Origin of the sequence: Amycolatopsis keratiniphila subsp. keratiniphila (assembly GCF_001620365.2) — a bacterium.
Classification (GTDB): domain Bacteria; phylum Actinomycetota; class Actinomycetes; order Mycobacteriales; family Pseudonocardiaceae; genus Amycolatopsis; species Amycolatopsis keratiniphila.
In genome coordinates this window covers 210,082-229,588 of record NZ_LQMT02000032.1, presented here as the reverse complement: position 1 = coordinate 229,588, position 19,507 = coordinate 210,082, and the positions used below count along the sequence as shown (strand labels likewise).

Genomic DNA, 19,507 nt, shown 5'->3' with positions numbered 1-19,507 from the left:
GGGGGATGCCGGGTTGTCACGCTGAGTGGGATCCCCCGTGCTCGACCACGATGGCGAGCAGAACTAAACCGACAACCTCACCTTATGGCTGATTTCAGAGTTCGCGTTTTCCTGGCCTCTTCTCTCGCGGTTTTCGCCGTGGCGACCGGAGCCGCCGTCCCCGCCGTGGCGACCGCCGCTCCGGCCGGGGCTTCGGTCGTGACTTCGTCCGAGGTCCGTACCAAGGCCGCCGCGGTCGTCGGACTCACGGTCACCCCGGAACTGCTGCGGATCGAAGAACGTGACTTCGTCTACGAGATCTACCGGGCCGCGAGGCTGCGTGGCGAGATCGCACGGGAGGTCCAGTTCGCGGCGCTCGATGCCTACAACGGCGGTTGGACTTCGTTGTTCCTCACGACCGGGATCTACGAGGCGCACCAGCGGGATCTGGACCGGGAAGCCCTCTATCAGGCCCGGCGCGCGGAGCGGCAGCCCTCCGCCACGCTGCTCGGCTTCGAGCTGACCACGATCCTGCTGGCCTACGACGACAAGAACTTCGTCTTCGCGTTGTGGGAACGGGCCGCGAGCGGTTCGTTCGTGAAGGCGGGGGCGGGCAAGGCCTTCGCCGGAACCCCGGCGGAGCAGAAGGACTTCATTGCCCGCGGCATCTTCGTCGAACACCAGCGTGACGTGGACGCGGCGAAGGAAGCGGCCGAGAAGGAAGCCGCGGAAAAGAAGCTTCGCGATGCCCGGGTGAAGGCTGCCGCCGTCGTCGGTATGGATCCGGCACTGGCCGCTCAGCTGACGGACGAGTATTTCGTGCAGCAGATCTGGTCCCGTGACCTGGCGCCCCGGGACTCCGAGGTGTGGAACCGGGCGTTCCACAGCCGGACGCCGGAGCAGTGGCGGGCCTTCATCGACACCGGCATCTTCGAGGCCGCGGCGAAGGACAAGGTGGACGGCATCAAGGTGCGCGCCGCCGCCGTCGTCGGTATCGACGCCGGATATGCCAGGTACCTCCAGGAAGGGCCTTTGGTGCGCGAGATCTGGACCAGGTCGAGGCCGGGCAGTCAGGTACAGGCTGCCGCGTATCGCGCCTTGCAGAGCGAATCCCCGGCGCGGTGGCGGGTCTTCCTCGAGACGGAGATCTTCGTCGCGGAGGCGGCCGACCGGTCCTGAGGATCCTGGCCTGAACCAGGCTTTCCTGGGCGCCGAGCTTCGGAACGACTCATGAACGAGACCGAGTGTGAAAGCAAGTCCAGAGTCTCGGTTCGTCGAGTGCCGATCTTTCGGTCGTGATCGGTCCGTTGGTGGGGGGACTGTGTGGGTTTTGGGACGTCAGATGTCCCGAAATCCACACGGTCGTGCGTGATCGGTCCGGTCACGGTGGGTCGGTCAGGGATGGATGAGGCTGGCTTTGGGGCGTCAGATGTCCCGAAAACCACGCGGCCACCGTGGCTTGGCCGGCGCTGGGCGTGCCGAGGGGCCCGTCGCCGTCGTGGCTGGCGGGCTCCTCGGGGCCTAGACGTGATGCAGGGTGTTGCGCCGGGGATGTCGGAGCGGATCCCGGTACTGGGGTGGGATGAACTCCGGTAACCCATCGGCCGCCATCCGTACTTCCCAGTCACCGTGGTGGATCAGCCGGTGGTGGAAGCCGCAGAGCAGCACGAGGTTCCGGAGGTCGGTGGGCCCGCCGTCTGCCCAGTGGTGAATGTGGTGGGCGTGGCAGTTCTTGGGTTTTCGGTGGCAGTCGGGGAACGCGCAGCCGCCGTCGCGGAGGTTCAGCGCCCGTCTTTGGCCCGGGGTGACGAACCGTCTCAGGCGTCCCATATCCAGCGGTTCACCCGAGCCGCTCATCACCACCGGCAAGATCAGGCAATCGCAGGCCGCGAGCCGCGCTTCCCGAGCGGTCATCGTCCCCACGAAGTCCAGGCACGCGGCCCCGAGACCGGACTTCAGTTCGTCGAGTCCGACGGTCACATTCACCAAGGTGCGGTAGCCACTGGTTCCCGGCTGATCCGGGCAGGCGATCGCCAGATCGAGGAGCTCGGCCCAGGCGTCTCCCATGCGTTCACATTTCATCCGCAGATCCGCCTGACCGAATTCGTCGACCGGTCGTGGCTGGGCATGCGCCTCCAACGCGGCCGCGGTCCGGGCCCCGGTCTCATCGTCGAGGAGGCCGGTCAGCTTCCAGAACCCGTCTTTCCGGCGTTCCAGCGTGATCTCCCGGCGCGGCTCCTTCGGTTCGGGGTCTTTGGGTTCGTTGCCATCGGGGTCGAGCCAGCCCAGCAGTTTCGTCTCAGCCTCGGAGAGCTGGCGGGGACCGGCGTTCGGGGCAAGCTCGGCCAGGATCTTCTCCGCACTGGCCCGATCCTCGACAGAGGTGTCGGCAGGGAGCCGTTTCAAGATCTCCAGGATCTGATCGATCCGCTCATCCCCGACCAACCCCTGAGCAGCGACAGCGGCGGTGCAGGGAGCGACAGGCGGAACCTCCGTGCCGTCCAGAGCGCGGGTGGGGTTCAGGGCGAGAGCCCGTTTCACCACCGCGCCCGCTTCGCCGCGCGAGAGCCCGGCCATCTCCGCGAACCAGCTCGCCGTGCTGCCATGCCCGTACAAGTCTTTCGCGCCCCGATTCTCGATCTCTGCCAGAAACTGCCCCAACCCGGCAGTGGCCATGCGAATCGCCTGCAAGAACTGCTGCACGCCTTGGGCAAGCTCCAGTTTGCCGGCGCGCCACAGCTCCTGCGGCAGTTCGGGGAGATAGGTCTCGGGCACACCTCGATAATACCGCAAGTCCGTCGAACACGTGTTCGTAATTTTAAGCAATAGGCCAACTTGTGCGGATAACACTGAAGAGTGAAACGGTCGCCAATGCCGAATCACCCTGAGCGACTAGCGTTTAGTCGACCAAATGCGGAAGAAAAGTAAAGCCCGCTTGAGAACCCCTTGATCCCGCCCTGGACAGTTCGACCACTCCCGTTGGCCCCACCGTCGCGAGCCGAACATGTCGGTCGGCGACGATGCCGCGCATGGAAATCCCCAGGGTCGGTGTTCCCGACGCGCTGGCCTCGCGCCTCACGATGGCCGAACAACACGAATTCCTCAGCCGACGCACGATTCTGAAGGGCGCCGTCCTCGCGGCCGGTCCGCTTCTGTTGCAGGGCACCGCGTACGCCGACGGCGACAAGGTCGTCCCGGCGGGGCGGCATCTCGCGTTCGGCCGGAATCCGCGGACGTCGATGCGGGTCGCGTGGCAGGTGCCGGCGCCGGTGCGGAAGCCGTTCCTGCGGATCGCCGACGGGCACGGCGGCTGGAGTCATCGGATCCCGGCCGAGGTTCGCGCGCTGCATTCCGAGGTCGCCGGGGTCATCGCGCCGTACGACCAGTACTACCTGCACGCCGAGGCCGACCATCTCTGGCCTGGTCACACTTACCGGTACGCCGTCGGGCACGAGGGTTTCGACCCGGCTTCGGGGGACGGCGGGCCTGCCGCGATCTCGACGTTCACCACCGCGCCCGCGCGCGGCATCCCGGCGGGCAAGTTCACTTTCACCGCGTTCGGCGACCAAGGGGTCTCGACGACGGCGCTCGCGCAGGATGGCGCCGTCGCGCGTCAGAACCCGCGTTTCCACCTGCTGGCGGGCGACATCGCGTACGCCGACCCGAGTGGCTCGGGCAAACCGCCCGGGTCCAAACCCGACGCGGACCACGATCTCTTCGACCCCAAGGTCTGGGACGCCTACTACCGCCAGATCGAGGGTGTCGCGGCGTCGGTGCCGTGGATGGTCACCACCGGCAACCACGACATGGAGGCCCTTTACTCGCCCGACGGCTACGGCGGCCAGGTCAAACGCTGGGATTTCCCCGGCACGGGCCCGCACGACTGCCCCAGCGTCTACTCCTTCATCTACGGCAACGTCGGGGTGATCTCGCTCGACGCCAACGACGTCTCCTACGAGATCCCCGCCAACCTCGGCTACTCGCACGGCTCCCAGACGGCCTGGCTCAAACGCCGCCTGCGGTATCTGCGGTCGCAGCCGGACGTCGATTTCATCGTGGTCTTCTTCCATCATTGCGCCTATTCGACGACCAATCAGCACGCGTCGGAGGGCGGTGTCCGCGAGCAGTGGGTTCCGTTGTTCGACGAGTACCGGGTCGACCTCGTCATCAACGGGCACAACCACATCTACGAGCGCACCGACGCCCTGCGCGACGGCAAGGTGACCCGCGAGGTCAAGATCGGCGACACCGTCGAGCCGGACCGCGACGGCACCGTGTACGCGACCTGTGGTGGCGGCGGGAAGAGTCTCTACAGCTTCCCCGTGCCCGACACGTTCGCGGGCGAGTTCCAGTCGTATCACTGGGTCAAGGGTGGTGAGAAGGTGACCGAAACCGTCTCGTGGTCCCGGGTGCGCTACACCGGTTACTCGTTCCTCGCGATCGACGTCGAGCCCGCCTGGGCCGGCCGCCGGACGACGCTGACCGTGCGGACCCTCCGCAACGACGGCGCCGAGATCGACCGGTTCACCCTGCGCCGCACCGCCGGTCTCCATCGGTCGCGGCACGCTGTCCTGGGCGCCGACCCGAGCGACGTATAACGCCCTACACGGTTCCGCATGGTGGGACTCGGTGCCATATCGTGGACCGGAGACATACAGTCCGGGACATGTCGCCGAGAATCCTCCTGCGGGCCGTCATGGCCGTTTCCGCCGTCACGCTCCTCGCCGCGTGCAACGCCTCGGCCAAGGATCCGGCCGCGCAGAGTTCCGCTGGGCCCGCGCTGGTCCTTATTACGCCGAGCCCGGTCGGCGTCAACGACTTCCTCAAGCTCGCCGTCCAGGGCATCGAGGACTCGGCCAAGAAGCACAACGGAACACAAAAGGTCTACCAGAGCACCGATCCCGCCTCGATCCAGCAGAACCTCGCGGCCGCGGTGCGCGAGAAGCCCGCCGTGATCGTCGCCGTCGGTTTCAACTTCGCCGACGCGATCGCGGCCGAGGCCGAGCGCAATCCCGAGCAGAAGTTCCTGTTCGTGGACTCCTGCACCACCAAACCGTTCCCGAACGTCACCTGCGCGGTGTTCCGCGAGCACGAGGGCAGCTACCTCGCCGGCGCCGAAGCCGGGCTGCTGAGCAAGAGCGGCAAAGTCGGCGCGGTCGTCGTGCTCGACGCACCCCAGTTCCGCCGGTACTCGATCCCGTTCGGGCAGGGCGCCGAAAAGGCCAAGCCCGGCACCACCCTTGCCCCGCTGTTCATCGGCGGCGCGAACCCGTTCAACGACCCCGCCCGGGCGAAGGCGCTGGCCGCCACGCTCGCCGGTCAGGGTGTCGACCACGTCATGGGCGCGGCTTCCGCGGCGGGCAACCTCGGCGTGTTCGAGGCGGCAAAACAAGGCGGGTTCTTCGCGTTCGGCGTCGATGCCAACCAGTGCCCGGCCAGCCCTGGGCAGGTCGTGGACAACGTCATCAAGCGCACCAACGTCGTCATCGGCGACGGGGTCGACGCGATCCTCGGCGGTAAGACCGGCGAGACGAAGTCCTACGGCGTCAAGGAAAAAGGCATCTCTCTGACCGGGCTGGAGCCGGACGCCGCGACCTCGCAGTGTGTCGTCGCGAGCCACCCCGACGTGCTGGCCAAGGTCGGCGAACTGCGGGACCAGATCATCTCGGGCGCGATCGTCGTCGATGACCCCGCCAAGTCCTGACGCCGTCTCACTCCGGGGGATCGTCAAGCGGTTCCCCGGAGTGCTCGCGAACGACCACGTGGACCTCGACGTCGGGAGAGGCGAAATCCACGCCCTGATGGGGGAGAACGGCGCGGGCAAGTCGACGCTCATGTCCGTGCTCTACGGTCTGCACCGGCCCGACGAGGGCACGATCTCCTTGCACGGCGAGGAAGTCTCCTTCGGCTCGCCCGCGCAGGCGATCGACGCCGGTGTCGGCATGGTGCAGCAGGGGTTCGCGTTGTTCGGCGAACTCACCGTCACCGAGAACGTCGTGTTCGGCAGCGAACCGACCCGCCGCGGCCTGCTGGACCGCAAGGCGGCGACGGCCCGCGTCACCGAACTGATCGAACGGCACGAACTGCGGCTGCGGCCCGGCGACCGGGTCCGCGACCTGCCGGTCGGGCTGCGACAGCGCGTCGAGATCCTCAAACTGCTGTACCGCGACGCCGGTGTGCTGATCCTCGACGAACCCACCGCCGTGCTGACCCCGCCCGAGACCGAGCGGCTGTTCGGCGTGCTGCGCGCCCTCGCCGCCGAGGATCGCACGATCCTGCTGGTGTCGCACAAACTCCAGGAGGTCCTCGCCGTCAGCGACCACGTCACGGTGCTGCGCGACGGCCGCGTCACCGCGCGCGGGCGCACCGCCGACCAGACGGCTGCCGGGCTCGCCGAGGCGATGACCGGACGCGAGGTCGACCTCGATCGCGTCCACCCGGCCGGGGCACCCGGCGAGACCGTCCTCGAAGCCCGTTCCCTGACCGTTCCCGGTGTGGAAGGAAAACCGTTGCTGGACAACGTTTCCCTCAGCGTGCGGGCCGGGGAGATCGTCGGCGTCGCCGGGGTGGCGGGCAACGGGCAGGCCGAGCTCTCCGGCGCCATCACCGGTCTTCTGAAGACCGGCGGAACCATTGTCCTCAATGGACAGATCATCGACGGCCTGTCGGTCCGCGCGCGCCGGGACGCCGGGCTCGCCCACGTCCCGGAAGACCGCGCCGAGGTCGGCTCGGCGCCCACGGCGGGGCTCCGGGAGAACCTGGCCGTCGGTTTCCACCGCAAGCGACCCTTGGTGCGCAAGGGATTCCTGCGCCGCAAGGCGATCGACGACCACGCCTCGGCGATCATCGAGGACTACGACGTCCGCGCGTCCGGCCTCGCCGTCGCGATGGGCACGCTGTCCGGCGGCAACCAGCAGAAGGCGATCTTCGGCCGCGAGCTCACCCACGACGCGCCGTTCCTGCTGGTCGAACAGCCCACTCGCGGCGTCGACGTCGGCGCGATCGAGAACATCCACGCGAGGCTCGTCGCCCATCGCGACGCCGGGCACGCCGTCCTGCTGATCTCCGCCGAGCTCAGCGAGATCCTCGCGTTGTCGGACCGGGTGCTGGTGCTGTTCGAAGGCCGGATCGTCGCGGAGTTCACCAAGGACGAGGCCGATCAGCACACGGTCGGGCTCGCGATGGCCGGAGGTGCCGGATGACCCGCGTCCGTCTCGTCGCCGTCCCGGTCGCCGCGGCGCTCGTGCTCGGCGCGATCCTGTTGCTGGCCACCGGAACCGACCCGCTGGCGGCGTACGGCGCGATCGTCTCCGGCGCGTTCGGCCCCGACGGCATCGGCGACACCCTCGCCTACGCCGTCCCCGTCGCGGGGATGGCCACGGCGCTCGCGATCCCGCTGCGCGCGGGCATGGTGAACCTCGGTGGTGAGGGCCAGCTGGTGCTCGGCGCGATCAGCGCTCTCGCCGTCGGCCTGTACGTGCCCGGGCCCGGGCCGGTGAAGGTGATCCTCGCGCTGCTCGCGGGCATCGCCGCCGGAGGCGCATACGCCGCGCTGGCCGCGGTCTGCGAGAACCGGCTCGGCGTCCCGTTGCTGATCAGCACGCTGCTGCTGAGCTATCCCGCGATGGCGCTCGCCGGGTATCTGGTGCGCTTCCCGTTGAAGGACGCCGGTTCCAGCCTGCCGCAGAGCCCGCAGATGTCCGCGCGGTTGCCCGAAATCGACGGCGTGACGACCGGGATCTTCCTGGTGGTGACGGTGATCGCGGTCTACACGGTGATCGACGCCCGCACTCCCGCCGGTTTCGAGACCAAGGTGACCGGCTGGGCGCCGCGGTTCGCCGCCTACGCCGGCATCGACCGGCCGAAACTCACACTTCGGCTGCTGGCCGCTTCGGGCGGGACGGCCGGACTGGTCGGCGCGATCGCCGTCCTCGGCTTCCCGTACCGGTTCATCGACGGCGCGCTGATCACGCCGCAGTACACCTGGATCGGCCTGCTCGCGGCGTTGCTCGCCGGGGCGAGCCCGCTCGGCACGCTGCTCGCGGCGGTCTTCTTCGCGGCGCTGACCAGCGGCGGGTTCGCGATGGAACGCGCCACCCAGGTCCCGCGCGAACTCACCGCGGTCCTGCAGGCGGTGCTGATCATCTTCCTGGCGGCGACGTCGGGCGTCTTCAAGCGGAAGGCGAGGCGGGCATGATCGACGCGAGCCTGTTCTCCTCGGCGCTCACCGCGCTGACGCCGATCCTGTTCGCCGCGCTCGCGGGCGCGTTGTGCCAGCGAGCCGGGGTCTTCAACATCTCGCTCGAAGGCTCGCTGCTGGTCGGCTGTTTCGGCGCGGTCGCAGGCAGCTGGTACACCGGCAGCGCGTGGATCGGCGTCGTCGTGGCGGTGATCGCGGCGACGGCCTACTCGCTGATCCTCGCGATCGGCTCGATCACCTTCGGCGGCGACCCGATCGTGCTGGGTGTCGCGAGCAACCTGCTCGCGGTCGGCCTGACGAGCTTCCTCATCCGTACCGTCTTCGGCACCGAAGGCTCGTTCAGCGACCCGTCGCTGCAAGGGCTGGGCCAGTTCGGCCCGATCCCGGGCCAGTCGCTGCTGGTCTATCTCTCCTGGCTGGCCGTGCCCGCGCTCGCGGTGCTGCTCTACCGGCATCCGTGGGGGCTGCGGCTGCGCGGGGTCGGGGAGCGCCCGGAGGCGGCGTCCAGCCTCGGCGTCGACGTGACCGAATACCGCTACGGGGTGATCCTCGCCGGGGGAGCGCTGTGCGGTCTCGGCGGCGCGCAACTGGCGTTGGGCTCGGTGACGCTCTTCGCCGAGAACATGACCGCCGGTCGCGGCTGGATCGCCGTCGTGGCGGTGATGCTGGGCCGCGCCCATCCGCTCGGAGTGCTGCTCGCCGCGCTGTTGTTCGGCCTGGCCGAGGCGTTCGGATTCCGGCTCCAGGGCATTGGGTTGCCGCAGCAGGCCACCGACGCCGCTCCGTATGTCGTCACGCTCGTGGCGTTGTTCCTGTCCAACCTGAAACGCAAGAAGGGACAGCCCGCGTGAGCGACGTCCTGCCCATCACCAAGATCCCCCGGCACGGACTGCCGCCACGTGCCCTCGTCGTGGGCGACCCCGACCGCGCGACCGCGGTGGCCGGATCGCTGACGGACGCCGTCCTCGTCGGGCAGAACCGCGAGTACCGCAGCTACACCGGCAGCTGGAAGGGCGTCCCGGTCGTCGTGTCGTCGCACGGCGTCGGCGGGCCCGGCGCGTTGTGCCAGTTCGGCGAGCTGGCCGAAGCGGGCGTCCGCACGTTCCTGCGGCTCGGCACCGCCGGTTCGCTGGCCGACGGGATCACGGATGGCGACCTCGTCATCGCGGAGGCGGCGGTCCGCGACGACGGCGTCACCCAGCAGCTCATCCATCCGGAGTACCCGGCCTTCGCCACCCCTGAACTCGTTGTGGCGCTGAGCCGGGTGGCACCGGAGGCGCACCGGGGCGTGGTGTGGACGCGGGCCGCGTTCAGCCCGCTGGTGCTCACCCTCCCGATGACCGAGTACCTGGCCGCGCGGGTGATCGCCATTGAGATGGAACTCTCCACGTTGCTGGTGTTCGCGGCATTGCGCGGCCTGCGGGCCGGTGGTGTGCTCGTGATCGACGGCGACGCGCGGCCCGAGCATCCCGACCCGTCGGCCTACGACCCGCATCGCGACGTCGTGGCCGAGGGGGTGGCGAGGGCTACTCGCGTGGCCCTCGACGCTCTCATCGACGTGGAAGGGGCGGAATGACCGAAGTGTGGCGCAAGGCGGCTCAGGAGCTGGCGGGCACCTTGGCGGCGGACGCCGCCGAGCGTGATCTGGCCGGACGGCTCCCCGTCGCCGAGGTCGCGTTGTTGCGCGAGTCCGGGCTGCTGCCCTTGCTCGACACCGCGGGCTGGGCGGCCGCGAACGAGGTCACCCGCATCGTCTCCGCCGCAGACGCGTCGGTCGGCCATCTGCTCGGTTACCACTACCTGCAGCTGTGGCGTACCGGCCTGTTCGGGCCGCGCGCGGCGAGCGAACCGGGCTGGTTCTGGGCGGGCGTGAGCAACCCGCTCGACGCCGCCCTGCTCCTGACCCCGGCCGACGGCGGGTTCACCGTCGAGGGCACCAAGACCTTCGCCACCGGCGCGGCCGTCGCCGACCGCCTGGTGGTCAGCGCGACCAGGACCGACAACGGCGAGAAGCTGACCTTCGTCGTCGACGCACGGGCCGAGGGGATCACCTTCCCCGGTGACTGGGACAACATCGGCCAGCGGCTCACCGCGAGCGGCGCGGTGCGGTTCGAAGCCGTCCGCGTCGCGCACGACGACGTGCTCGGCGCCCAGCCGGAGGACCAGTCCGATCCGAAGGTGCCCCGGATCTCCCTTGCCGCGCTCGGGTTCCAGCTCATGCTGGCGCAGGTGTACGTCGGCCTCGCGTTCGGCGCGCTCGACGCGGCGGCCGTCTACACGCGGGAGTCCGCCCGGCCCTGGACACTGTCCGATGTGGACAAAGCGGCCCAGGATCCGTACACGCTGGCGGGCTACGGCGAGCTGGTCGCGACGGCGCGAGCGGCCGGATTCGCCGTCGACGCGGCGGTTTCCGCGCTCGGCGAGGCCGACGAACGCGGCTTCGACCTGACACCGGCCGAGCGTGCCGAAGCGGCGATCGCCATCTCGTCGGCGAAGATCGTGGCGAGCCGGGTGGCCGTCGAAACCACGAGCAAGGTCTTCGAGTTCACCGGCGCGCGGGCCACGGCGACGAAGTACGGCTTCGACCGCTTCTGGCGCAACGCCCGCACGCTGACCCTGCACGATCCCGTGACGTACAAGGCACGCGAGGTCGGCGACCACTTCCTCAACGGGATCCCGCCGTGCCTCTCGGGGTACAGCTGATGACGCTGCCGATCCTCGCCGAAAGCGTCCGCCTCGACGACGAAGGCGTGCACATCCTCGACCGACGGGTCTTCCCGTTCGCGCGGGAATGGGTGCTCTGCCGGACCTCGGAAGAGGTCGCGGTCGCCATCGAAGACATGGTCACGCAGTCGTCCGGGCCGTATTTCGCCGCGCTGGGCGCGATGGTGCTCGCCGCGCGCGAGGCGTCCGGGCTCGCGGCCCCCCGGGCGTACTTGCGGCGGGCGGGGGAGCGGATCGTCGAGACCCGCAAGACCAACAACCATCTGCGCAAGGCCGTCGCCGCCGTGCTGTCCGAAGTGGACAAATCGGCGGGCGACCTCGTCGAGGCCGCGACGGCCGGGGCGCGAGCGGGTGACGAGCTGTACCGGTCGCGCAGCCGCGCGCTCGGCGAACACACCGCCGCGCTGGTGCCGGACGGGGCGACCGTGCTGACGCACTGCTGGGCGGATCTGTACCTCGTCGAATTCGTGCTCGCCGCGCGACGCCACGGCAAGGAGTTCTCCTTCTTCTGCACGGAAACCCGGCCGTACCTGCAGGGCGCGCGGCTGACCGCCGAGACGCTCGCCGAGATGGGGGCCGACACCCGGCTGATCACCGACGGCATGGGTGCCGCGGTGCTGGCCTCGGGCGAGGTCGGCGCGCTGGTGACCGCGGCCGACCGTGTCACCATGGACGGTCACGTCGTCAACAAGATCGGCACGCTGGGGCTCGCGGTGGCGGCGGACGCGTTCGGCGTGCCGTTCCACGCCATGGTCCAGGCGCCCGACCAGGCCGCACCGACCGGCGCCGACGTGCCGATCGAATACCGCGACGGCGACGAGGTGCTGAGCGCCCTCGGGCACCGCGTCGCCGGCGAGCGTGCCCGGGGGCACTATCCGGCTTTCGACGTGACACCACCGCGTTTCGTGACCACGGTGGTGACCGACCGCGGGGCCTTCGAACCAGGACGGCTCCGCGAGTACTACGCAGAAGGGGAAGCGAACCAGTGACCGCAACGCTGACCGCCCGATGGGTGGTCCTCGACATCGAGGGCACGCTGACCGCCACCAGCTACGTGCACGTGACCCTCTACGACTACGCGCGCCCGCGGCTGGGCCCGTGGATCGACGAGCACCCGGAGGATCCGGAGGTCGTCGACGCCGTCGCGCGGATCAAGGAACTCGGCGGGCTCCCGGTGGGCGCGTCCACTGTGGACGTCGTGCGGGTGCTGCACGGCTGGATGGACGCGGACCGGAAGATCGCGCCGCTGAAGACGTTGCAGGGCCTCATCTGGCAGCGCGGGTACGCCGAGGGCGACCTCACGACGGAGTTCTTCGGCGACGTCGCCCCGGCCCTGCGGTCGTGGCACGAGTCCGGGCTGCGGCTCGCGGTGTTCTCGTCCGGTTCGGTCGCCGGGCAGATCGCGTCGTTCTCGCGGACCACCGACGGCGACGTCACCGGCCTGTTCGAGCGGCATTTCGACACCGTCAACGCCGGGCCGAAGCGCGAGGCGCCGTCGTACCGTGCGATCGCCACCGCGCTGGAGGCCGAGCCGGGCGACGTCGTGTTCTTCTCCGACGTCCCGGCCGAACTCGACGGCGCGGCGGCCGACGGCTGGCAGACCGTCGGGCTCGCCCGCGAGGGTGAGCCGTTCGGTGACGCGGATTTCGGGACGCACCGGACGATCCGGACGTTCGACGAGATCAAGGTCGTCCCTCGATGAGTGTGCTGGAACTGGCCGGGCGCGCGCTCGCGGAGGAGTCCGCCCGGTTCGCGGGACTGGGCTGGATGCGGGGCACGTCCGGCAACCTCTCGGTGGTGCTCGGGCGCGACCCACTGCGGGTCGCGGTCACCGTCAGCGGCCGGGACAAAGGCGAGCTGACCAGCGACGACGTCGTGGTGGTCGGCGAGGACGGGCGGGCCGTCGCCGACCAGCCGCATCCGGACAAGGTGCCGTCGGCCGAGGCGGGATTGCACGCCCGGATCGCGGCGGTGTCGGGCGCGGGCGCGGTGATCCACGTGCACGCGCTCGCGCCGGTGGTGGCCGCCGAGCACTGGCCGGACGGTGTGGAACTGCGGGACCTGGAGATGCTCAAGGGCTTCGGCCGCGCCGCGCACGACGACCTGGTGACCATCCCGGTGATCGCCAACGGCCAGGACATGCGTGTCCTCGGCGACGCGTTCGAGGCGGGATTCCGGGCGGACACGCCGGCGGTGATCGTCGCGCGGCACGGGATCTACGTCTGGGGCGATGACCTGCGCCACGCTCGTCATCGCCTGGAATGTTTGGAGTGGTTGCTCCGGTTCCGGGTAGAGACAAGACTCGTGGGTGAAGAAAGGGGAGTGCGATGACCCTGCTGACCGTATGGCCGGACGACCGGCCCGGCGAGATCGCGCTCAGGACCGAGGATCCGGCCGTGATCACCGGCGAACTGGGGCGGCTCGGTGTCCGCTTCGAACGGTGGGACCTCGTCGAGGACCTGCCGCGCGACGTGACGCCCGAACAGGTGCTGGCCGCCTACGAGGAGCCGATCGCCAAGGTCTCGGCGGCCGAGGGCTACACGTTCGTGGACGCCGTCCGCATGACCCCGTCCGACGAACCCGGCTGGGCCGCCACGGCCGCCGAAGCCCGGCAGAAGTTCCTCGCCGAGCACACCCACGACGATGATGAAGACCGCTTCTTCGCGCGTGGGGCCGGCGTGTTCTACCTGCACGTCGGGGGCAAGGTGTACGCGGTCCTGTGCGAGGCAGGGGACCTGCTGAGCGTGCCCGCGAACACCACGCACTGGTTCGACATGGGGACGCGGCCCGACTACGTGTCCATCCGGTTCTTCCACGACGACGGCGGGTGGGTCGGCAACTTCACCGGCGCGACGCTGGCGGGGGACTTCCCGGGGTTCGACGAGTTGACCGCCGGGCGTTACTGAGGATCGCTTCTCCCGGGTGTCATGAAAGGGTCGTTCAGGACGTTTTTTGTCTTGAACGACCCTTTCATGACATATCCGGATGCTAGGAACGGTCCTTTCCTCGCAAATTTCGCAAGGAAAGGACCGTTCCTAGCGCGCTGCCGGGGTCGATCAGGCCGGTGCCCAGAGGGCGGGCACGTTCGGCGGCTCCCAGCCGGCCAGCGACCGGTGGCCCTGCCGGCACACGTACGCCGTGCCGTTGTGGGTCACCCTGGCGCCGGTGGCGTAGTCGACACCTGGCTTCCAGGCATCCGACGGCACCGAGGTGGTCGTCGTCGGCGTGGTGGTGGTCGTCCGGGTCGTGGTGGTCGGGCTGGTGGTCGTGGTCGTGGTTCCCGTCGTCGGTGTGGTCGTGGTCGTCGGCGGGGTGCCGCCACCACGCGGGTTGTCCGACGCGATCGCGTAGGTCGTCCCGCCGAAGGTGAACGTGAAGTTCGACGGCGACGCGATCGGCATGTAGTAGTTCAGCCGGATCTCGACCGTGGCGCCCGGGGCGATGTTCTGCCAGCTGGGCACGGTCACCGCGACGTGCTGGAAGTCTCCCTTCATCCCGCCGACGTTGGGCCCGCTGTGGCCCTTGCTGGTGACCGTCAGGCCGAAGCCGGACTGGTCGGACATGCTGCCGGGCGCGCTCGTGCCGTAGTCGAACTCGATCTTCGTCCCACCGGGGATGGTGGTGGTCGAATTGTTGGTGATGCGCATCCGCGGGGTGATCGGGTAGTTCGCGTCACCCAGCGCGAATCCGGTCAGGTTGACGTGCGCGTTCAGCACCGACGAAGGCGCGGGACGCGGCGACTTGACGTTGCCGTACGGTGCGGCGCCACGCAGGCCGTCGTTGATCTTGGTGATCAGCGTGTCGCCCATGAAGTACTGACCCTTGGCGCCGTCGAAGGCGTAGTCGCCCGCCAGCTCCCAGATCATGATGCCGCCGATGCCCTTGTCGGCCACGTACTTGGCCTTCGTGGCGAGCGACTCTTCGTCCTCAGTGGACAGGAACACCTTCTTGTCGTTGTTCCACAGCCACGGCGTCACCATCGTGTTGTCGTAGAACCTGTTGTAGGAGCCGGAGATCCGGTCCGTCGGGTCGGTCTTCGGGGTCAGCCCGTACGCCTCCAGGTAGTCCGGGGTGATCTCGTTCTCGAGGTTCTTCGCGTGCCACATCGGGTTCGCGCCAGCGGGGACCTCGCCACCCGCCAGGCCCAGGTCGTGCCAGAGGTTGTCGATGCCGATCGCGCCGTTGCCGCACGGCACCGTCGAGCCGACGTGGGATCCGGTTCCCGGTGGACACTGTTTCTGGTCCGGCAGTGGAGCGGTGCCCCACAAACCGTTCGTCCCGCCGGAAACGCCTTGCCAGCCGCGGGTGTAGAAGCCGACGCCGATGTTGATCCGGCCCGCCTGCATGGCGCCGCGGAAGTAGTGATACGCCCAGTCGGTGTTGAGATAGCCCTGCCCGTCGTACTGCGGGGTCGTGTACACCTGCCAGTGCGCGAGTTCCGCGTCCTTGCCGTTGTCGTAGAGCGCGGCGTTCGGCCCGGCGAACTGGTTCCACGCGCCGTGCAGGTCGTAGCTCATCATGTTGGCGTAGTCGAGATACTGCGTGACGCCGTAGACCTCCTGGCCGCGCAGCAGCCAGCCGGACGCGGGGACGGCCGCGGTCAGCAGGTAGTGCTTGCCGTCGGCGGCGCCCGCCTGGTCGATCTTGTGTCGCAACGTGCGCATCAGGTTCTCGTAGCCTGCCCAGAGGGTGCCCCGGTTGGCCTGTGCGATCCAGTAGTCGTCCGGGTTTCCGGCGTAGTTCGCCGACGTCGCGTACTCGTAGTCGATGTCCGCGCCGTTGAATCCGTAGTCGCGCAGGAACTTCACGACGGAATCCGCGAAGGTGTCGATGCTGGCCTGGCTCTGCGTCATCTTGTAGAACCCGCCCGAGGCGTTGCGCGTGCCGTCCGGGTTCAGGAAGCCACCGGTCTCGGCCCAGCCGCCGATCGAAATCAGCGACTTCACGTTCGGGTGCTGCTTCTTGTACTTGTTCAGCAGATTGAAATGTCCCTTGTAGGGCAACGAGGGATCCATCTCGGCGCCGGGCACGCCCGGCCATTCCATGCCGATGGACTCGTTGTTCGGGCCCGCGGCGCCGACCGACACCTTGTTCTGCGCGTCGACATGCGCGAACGCGTAGTTGAGGTGGGTGACCTTCGTCCACGGGATGTTGCTCGCCAGATACGCGGGCGCGCCGTTCTTTCCGGTGCGCCAGCTGGTGAAGTAGCCGATCACGCGGCGGGAATGCCCTTGCCCCAGGGATTCCCGGCCGTTCGTGTCGTAGACGGTGCAGTAGGGGGTGTCGACGCCGGGTGTCCGGTACAGCCCGTCGGGACGGCAGTCCTCGTGGCCTGCCGCGCTCGACGTGGACGGGCTGATGACGACGATCATGAGTCCGGCCAGCGTGATGAGCGACGCCAGCAGGGGGAGTAGTTTCCTGGTTCTCCTTGGCACGCCGAACCTCCGACAGTGGAAGATGGCCCTCGGTCACAGCAGCTTGAGCCGCCGACCTGGCGCGCGTCAATAGGTGTAGACCAATTTCCATCCTGTGCCGTACGGCGGAGCGGACCTGTGGTCCGTCAGGTCCGGTCCTCGTCGAGAAGCGACGAGGGCCGGGTAGGTGGCCATACCATCAGCCATATCGGGTGAGTGTTATGGCCATGTGTTGCACGGTCTCATGTGGACAGTCAGGCCAAGGCGTGTCGCGAAAGCCACTTTCGCGACGCTGCGACCGAGCGGAATCGCAGGCCTCCTGTCCACGCGGCGGAGGTTAGGGGGGCACCACGACAGAAAACTCGTTCCCGTCGGGATCCGCCATCTCCACCTGTCCGTCGCGCTCGGCACCGAGCCGGGCGGCACCGAGCGAAACCAGCCGCTCGACTTCGGAAAGCGGGCCGGTCAAAACGAAACGCAGCCGGTTCGGTCCCGTCTTCGGAGTGAACGGCGGGCCGCCCCAGGTGATCTTCGGACCGCCGTGCGGCGACCTGATCGCGGTCTCCTGGTCCTGGTCCCACACCAGCGGCCAGCCGAGCGCCTTGCTCCAGAAGTAGCCGACTTCCTGCGAACCGTCGCTCGCGATGGCGCCGACGAAACCGCATTCGGCGAGGAAGTCGTTGCCCGGCTCGATGACGCAGAACTCGTTGCCCTCGGGGTCGGCGAGCACGACGTGCTTCTCTTCGGGAAGCTGGCCGACGTCGATGTGCCGTCCGCCGAGTTCGAGTGCCTTCGCGACCGTCCGGCGTTGGTCTTCCAGCGACTCGCTCGTCAGGTCGAAATGCATCTGGTTCTGGCGGGTCTTCGGTTCGTCGCTTCGCACGAAACTCAGCCGGAAACAGGTCTCGTCGATCGCCCGGCCGAGCAGTCCGGACCAGAACCGTTCGAGAGCGTGCGGATCGTGCGCGGCGATACGGAGCGCGTGCAGGGTGGCGGCCATAAGCGACGCTAAGAACAGCGGCGCCCGGCACGCAACCGATTAAGGTCCGTGAAGGCCTCCTTCCCTACCCTGAGAGTAGGGAAGGAGGCCTTCACGGGACCGTCAGCACGAGACGCCGGGCCGCCCGTTCTCCACCCGCGCGGTCAGCGTCCGCAGGAACGACGGATCCCCGTCCGCGGTGACCTTCACGTCGTACCAGCCGCCGGAGACCGGCCAGTCCACCGTGACCGAGCGCCCCGCCCCGACGCGCACGACCCGCGTGAAGCGCGAAGACGACAGCCGTAGCGTCAGCGCCGAAGTGCCCGAGTTGGACAGCTTGAACTCGACGCCCGAGCGCCACGTCAGGAACCGTGTCCGGACATCGACGCCGGCGGCGGCCCCGGACCGGCTCCCGCGCAGTTCCCACCACGACCGGTTCGGGCCCTGTACGACGACGCGGTACTCGTCACCGGGCAGCTTCACGAGTTCCGGCGCCTCACCGCGCACGTCGCGGTGCGCGGGCTCGGCGAACTCACCCTTGTACGGGTACAGCGCGAAATGCGCCGAGGACGAGCCGCTGTTGGCCAGCGAAAGCGCCAGATTTCCCGATTTGTCGACCGCGCCGGACACCGAAACCTGATACGGCAGCGGGCGTGACGGCCGGTTGCCGGGTTCGGCCACGGGCAGGCTCTGCTCGGCCGGGGCCGACGGCCGCCAGCGGCTGATCGGCGCGGGCACCGGGCCGGGCCGGTTCACCCGCGGCTGACGTCCGGCGCGCGAGAAGTCGAAGGCGCCGGTGAGGTCACCCGCGACGGTCCGCCGCCACTTGCTGATGTTCGGCTCGGCGATCCCGGTCCAGCGCTCGAGGAACCGCAACACCGAGGTGTGGTCGTACACGGTGGAATCGACGTGGCCGCCGATCGACCACGGCGAGACGACCGTCATCGGCACGCGCGGGCCGAAGCCGAGCGGCTGGCCGTTGAAGTGGTCCGCGTCGTTCGCCGCGTTCCCGGGCGGCATCGGCGGCGGGACGTGGTCGAAATACCCGTCGTTCTCGTCGAAATTGATCAGCAGCACCGTCTTCGACCACGTTTCGCGGTCGGACGCCAGCGCGTCGAGCACGCGGTAGATCAGGTTCGCGCTGCCGACCGGGGTGGACGCGCCGGGGTGCTCGGAGTCCTTCGCGGACGGCACCAGCCAGCTCACCGCGGGCAGGCGCCGCGCCTGGATGTCCGCCTTGAGCCGGGTCACCAGCGTCTCCGGCTCGCTGCGGTACATGGCCTTCGTGAACAGATTCCGCTCGGCGGGCGTCAGCTTGGCGACCCCGGCGTCGAACTGCGCCAGCAGTTTCGCACGCTCCTCGGCGGTCTTCTTGGGCAGCGCGTCGTAGAACTCCTCGGTGGTGCGGAACTTCTCCTCGACCGAGGCGAGGATCTTCGTGCCGACCTTCTTGAACGGCACGAAGTACTCGACCGCGTTGTCGGTGAAGTTGTCCCACTCCTGGTAGATCTGCCACGGCACCCCGGCGGCTTCGAGGCGCTCCGGGTACGTCGTCCAGTCGTAGCCCTTGTGGTCGTAGGAGTACGCCGCGTTCGTCACCGCGCGGTTGGTCGTGCTGCCCGGCTCGAACCCGGTGGTCCCGGTCCACAGGAAGTTCCGGTTCGGGTTGGTGGAGCCGAAGACCGAGCAGTGGTAGGCGTCGCAGATGGTGAAGGTGTCCGCCAGTTCGTACTGCAGCGCGATGTCGCGGCGCTCGTAGTAGGTCATGGTGGCGGGCGTCTTCGCCGCGATCCAGCCGTTGTTCCAGCCGCGCGCCCATGCCTTGCCGCTGCCGTTCCAGCTGTGGTCGAGGTCGCCGAGGTACTGGATGTCGTCGGTGTTCCGGCCGGCGAGTTCGGCCGCCTTGCGCACCGAGAACGGCAGCACCGTGCCGCCGGCGGGATTCGGCTGCTCGAACACCGATCTCCCCGACGGCAGTTCGAGCGGACGCGGGTCGGAGAACCCACGGACCCCGCGCAGGCTGCCGTAGTAGTGGTCGAACGACCGGTTCTCCTGCATCAGCACGATCACGTGCTCGATGGCGTCGAGCCCGCCCCGCCGCATGGGTTCGGCCATGGCGGCGTGCACGGACGGCGGGAGAAGCGTGGTGGCGGCCGCGGCGCCGGTGGCGCCCAGCAACGTACGGCGTGACAGTTCAGGCATGCCGGAACC

Annotated in this window: 16 protein-coding genes; 12 read left to right on the top strand and 4 right to left on the bottom strand. The window is 68.8% G+C overall.

The features are described from left to right. Positions 1-84: 84 nt before the first annotated feature. Positions 85-1,158, top strand: coding sequence for a hypothetical protein (locus tag AVR91_RS30920; protein ID WP_228709395.1), 1,074 nt, complete (start codon positions 85-87; stop codon positions 1,156-1,158). Between the two features lie 342 nt (positions 1,159-1,500). On the opposite strand, the gene AVR91_RS30915 is transcribed toward AVR91_RS30920, so the two are convergent. Next, positions 1,501-2,754: an HNH endonuclease signature motif containing protein gene (locus AVR91_RS30915; RefSeq protein ID WP_076857472.1), complete on the bottom strand. Its 1,254-nt coding sequence runs from the start codon at positions 2,752-2,754 to the stop codon at positions 1,501-1,503. Positions 2,755-3,008: 254 nt separating this feature from the next. Here AVR91_RS30915 and AVR91_RS30910 point away from each other — a divergent pair, with 254 nt between their 5' ends. The 11 genes from AVR91_RS30910 (at position 3,009) to AVR91_RS30860 (ending at position 13,809) form a co-directional block, all read left to right on the top strand. Beyond that, the gene (locus AVR91_RS30910; protein WP_063274229.1) at positions 3,009-4,577 is read left to right on the top strand and encodes a purple acid phosphatase family protein; all 1,569 of its coding nucleotides are present in this window, start codon (positions 3,009-3,011) and stop codon (positions 4,575-4,577) included. A gap of 68 nt (positions 4,578-4,645) precedes the next feature. After that, the gene (locus tag AVR91_RS30905) at positions 4,646-5,683 is read left to right on the top strand and encodes a BMP family ABC transporter substrate-binding protein (RefSeq protein WP_063274228.1); all 1,038 of its coding nucleotides are present in this window, start codon (positions 4,646-4,648) and stop codon (positions 5,681-5,683) included. Next, complete coding sequence (locus tag AVR91_RS30900) at positions 5,664-7,181, top strand: ABC transporter ATP-binding protein (protein WP_228709394.1); 1,518 nt, start codon at positions 5,664-5,666, stop codon at positions 7,179-7,181. Before AVR91_RS30905 ends, AVR91_RS30900 begins: the two co-directional genes overlap by 20 nt. Continuing rightward, positions 7,178-8,176 (top strand): ABC transporter permease, encoded by a 999-nt coding sequence (locus AVR91_RS30895; RefSeq protein WP_063274226.1) that lies wholly within the window; start codon positions 7,178-7,180, stop codon positions 8,174-8,176. The genes AVR91_RS30900 and AVR91_RS30895 overlap by 4 nt, the downstream gene beginning before the upstream one ends. Then, positions 8,173-9,030 (top strand): ABC transporter permease, encoded by an 858-nt coding sequence (locus AVR91_RS30890; protein ID WP_063274225.1) that lies wholly within the window; start codon positions 8,173-8,175, stop codon positions 9,028-9,030. The genes AVR91_RS30895 and AVR91_RS30890 overlap by 4 nt, the downstream gene beginning before the upstream one ends. Further along, entirely contained in the window at positions 9,027-9,755 is a 729-nt protein-coding gene (locus AVR91_RS30885; protein ID WP_063274224.1) for a nucleoside phosphorylase, read from the top strand. The genes AVR91_RS30890 and AVR91_RS30885 overlap by 4 nt, the downstream gene beginning before the upstream one ends. Beyond that, positions 9,752-10,882, top strand: a complete 1,131-nt coding sequence (locus tag AVR91_RS30880; RefSeq protein WP_063274223.1) for an acyl-CoA dehydrogenase family protein — start codon at positions 9,752-9,754, stop codon at positions 10,880-10,882. The genes AVR91_RS30885 and AVR91_RS30880 overlap by 4 nt, the downstream gene beginning before the upstream one ends. Next, positions 10,882-11,892, top strand: coding sequence for a translation initiation factor eIF-2B alpha/beta/delta subunit family protein (locus AVR91_RS30875; protein WP_063274222.1), 1,011 nt, complete (start codon positions 10,882-10,884; stop codon positions 11,890-11,892). Before AVR91_RS30880 ends, AVR91_RS30875 begins: the two co-directional genes overlap by 1 nt. Next, positions 11,889-12,605, top strand: coding sequence for an acireductone synthase (gene mtnC / locus AVR91_RS30870; protein ID WP_063274221.1), 717 nt, complete (start codon positions 11,889-11,891; stop codon positions 12,603-12,605). The genes AVR91_RS30875 and mtnC overlap by 4 nt, the downstream gene beginning before the upstream one ends. Next, entirely contained in the window at positions 12,602-13,234 is a 633-nt protein-coding gene (gene mtnB, locus AVR91_RS30865; RefSeq protein ID WP_063274220.1) for a methylthioribulose 1-phosphate dehydratase, read from the top strand. Before mtnC ends, mtnB begins: the two co-directional genes overlap by 4 nt. Continuing rightward, a complete protein-coding gene (locus tag AVR91_RS30860) occupies positions 13,231-13,809 on the top strand; it encodes a 1,2-dihydroxy-3-keto-5-methylthiopentene dioxygenase (protein WP_063274219.1) in 579 nt (192 codons plus the stop codon). The genes mtnB and AVR91_RS30860 overlap by 4 nt, the downstream gene beginning before the upstream one ends. Before the next feature lie 150 nt (positions 13,810-13,959). Here AVR91_RS30860 and AVR91_RS30855 read toward each other — a convergent pair whose 3' ends face one another. The 3 genes from AVR91_RS30855 to AVR91_RS30845 form a co-directional block, all read right to left on the bottom strand. Further along, positions 13,960-16,338, bottom strand: a complete 2,379-nt coding sequence (locus tag AVR91_RS30855) for a chitinase C-terminal domain-containing protein (protein WP_063274218.1) — start codon at positions 16,336-16,338, stop codon at positions 13,960-13,962. Positions 16,339-16,654: 316 nt separating this feature from the next. Continuing rightward, positions 16,655-17,317: a VOC family protein gene (locus AVR91_RS30850; protein ID WP_063274217.1), complete on the bottom strand. Its 663-nt coding sequence runs from the start codon at positions 17,315-17,317 to the stop codon at positions 16,655-16,657. Positions 17,318-17,419: 102 nt separating this feature from the next. Continuing rightward, positions 17,420-19,498: a phosphocholine-specific phospholipase C gene (locus tag AVR91_RS30845; RefSeq protein ID WP_063274216.1), complete on the bottom strand. Its 2,079-nt coding sequence runs from the start codon at positions 19,496-19,498 to the stop codon at positions 17,420-17,422. Between the last annotated feature and the right edge of the window lie 9 nt (positions 19,499-19,507).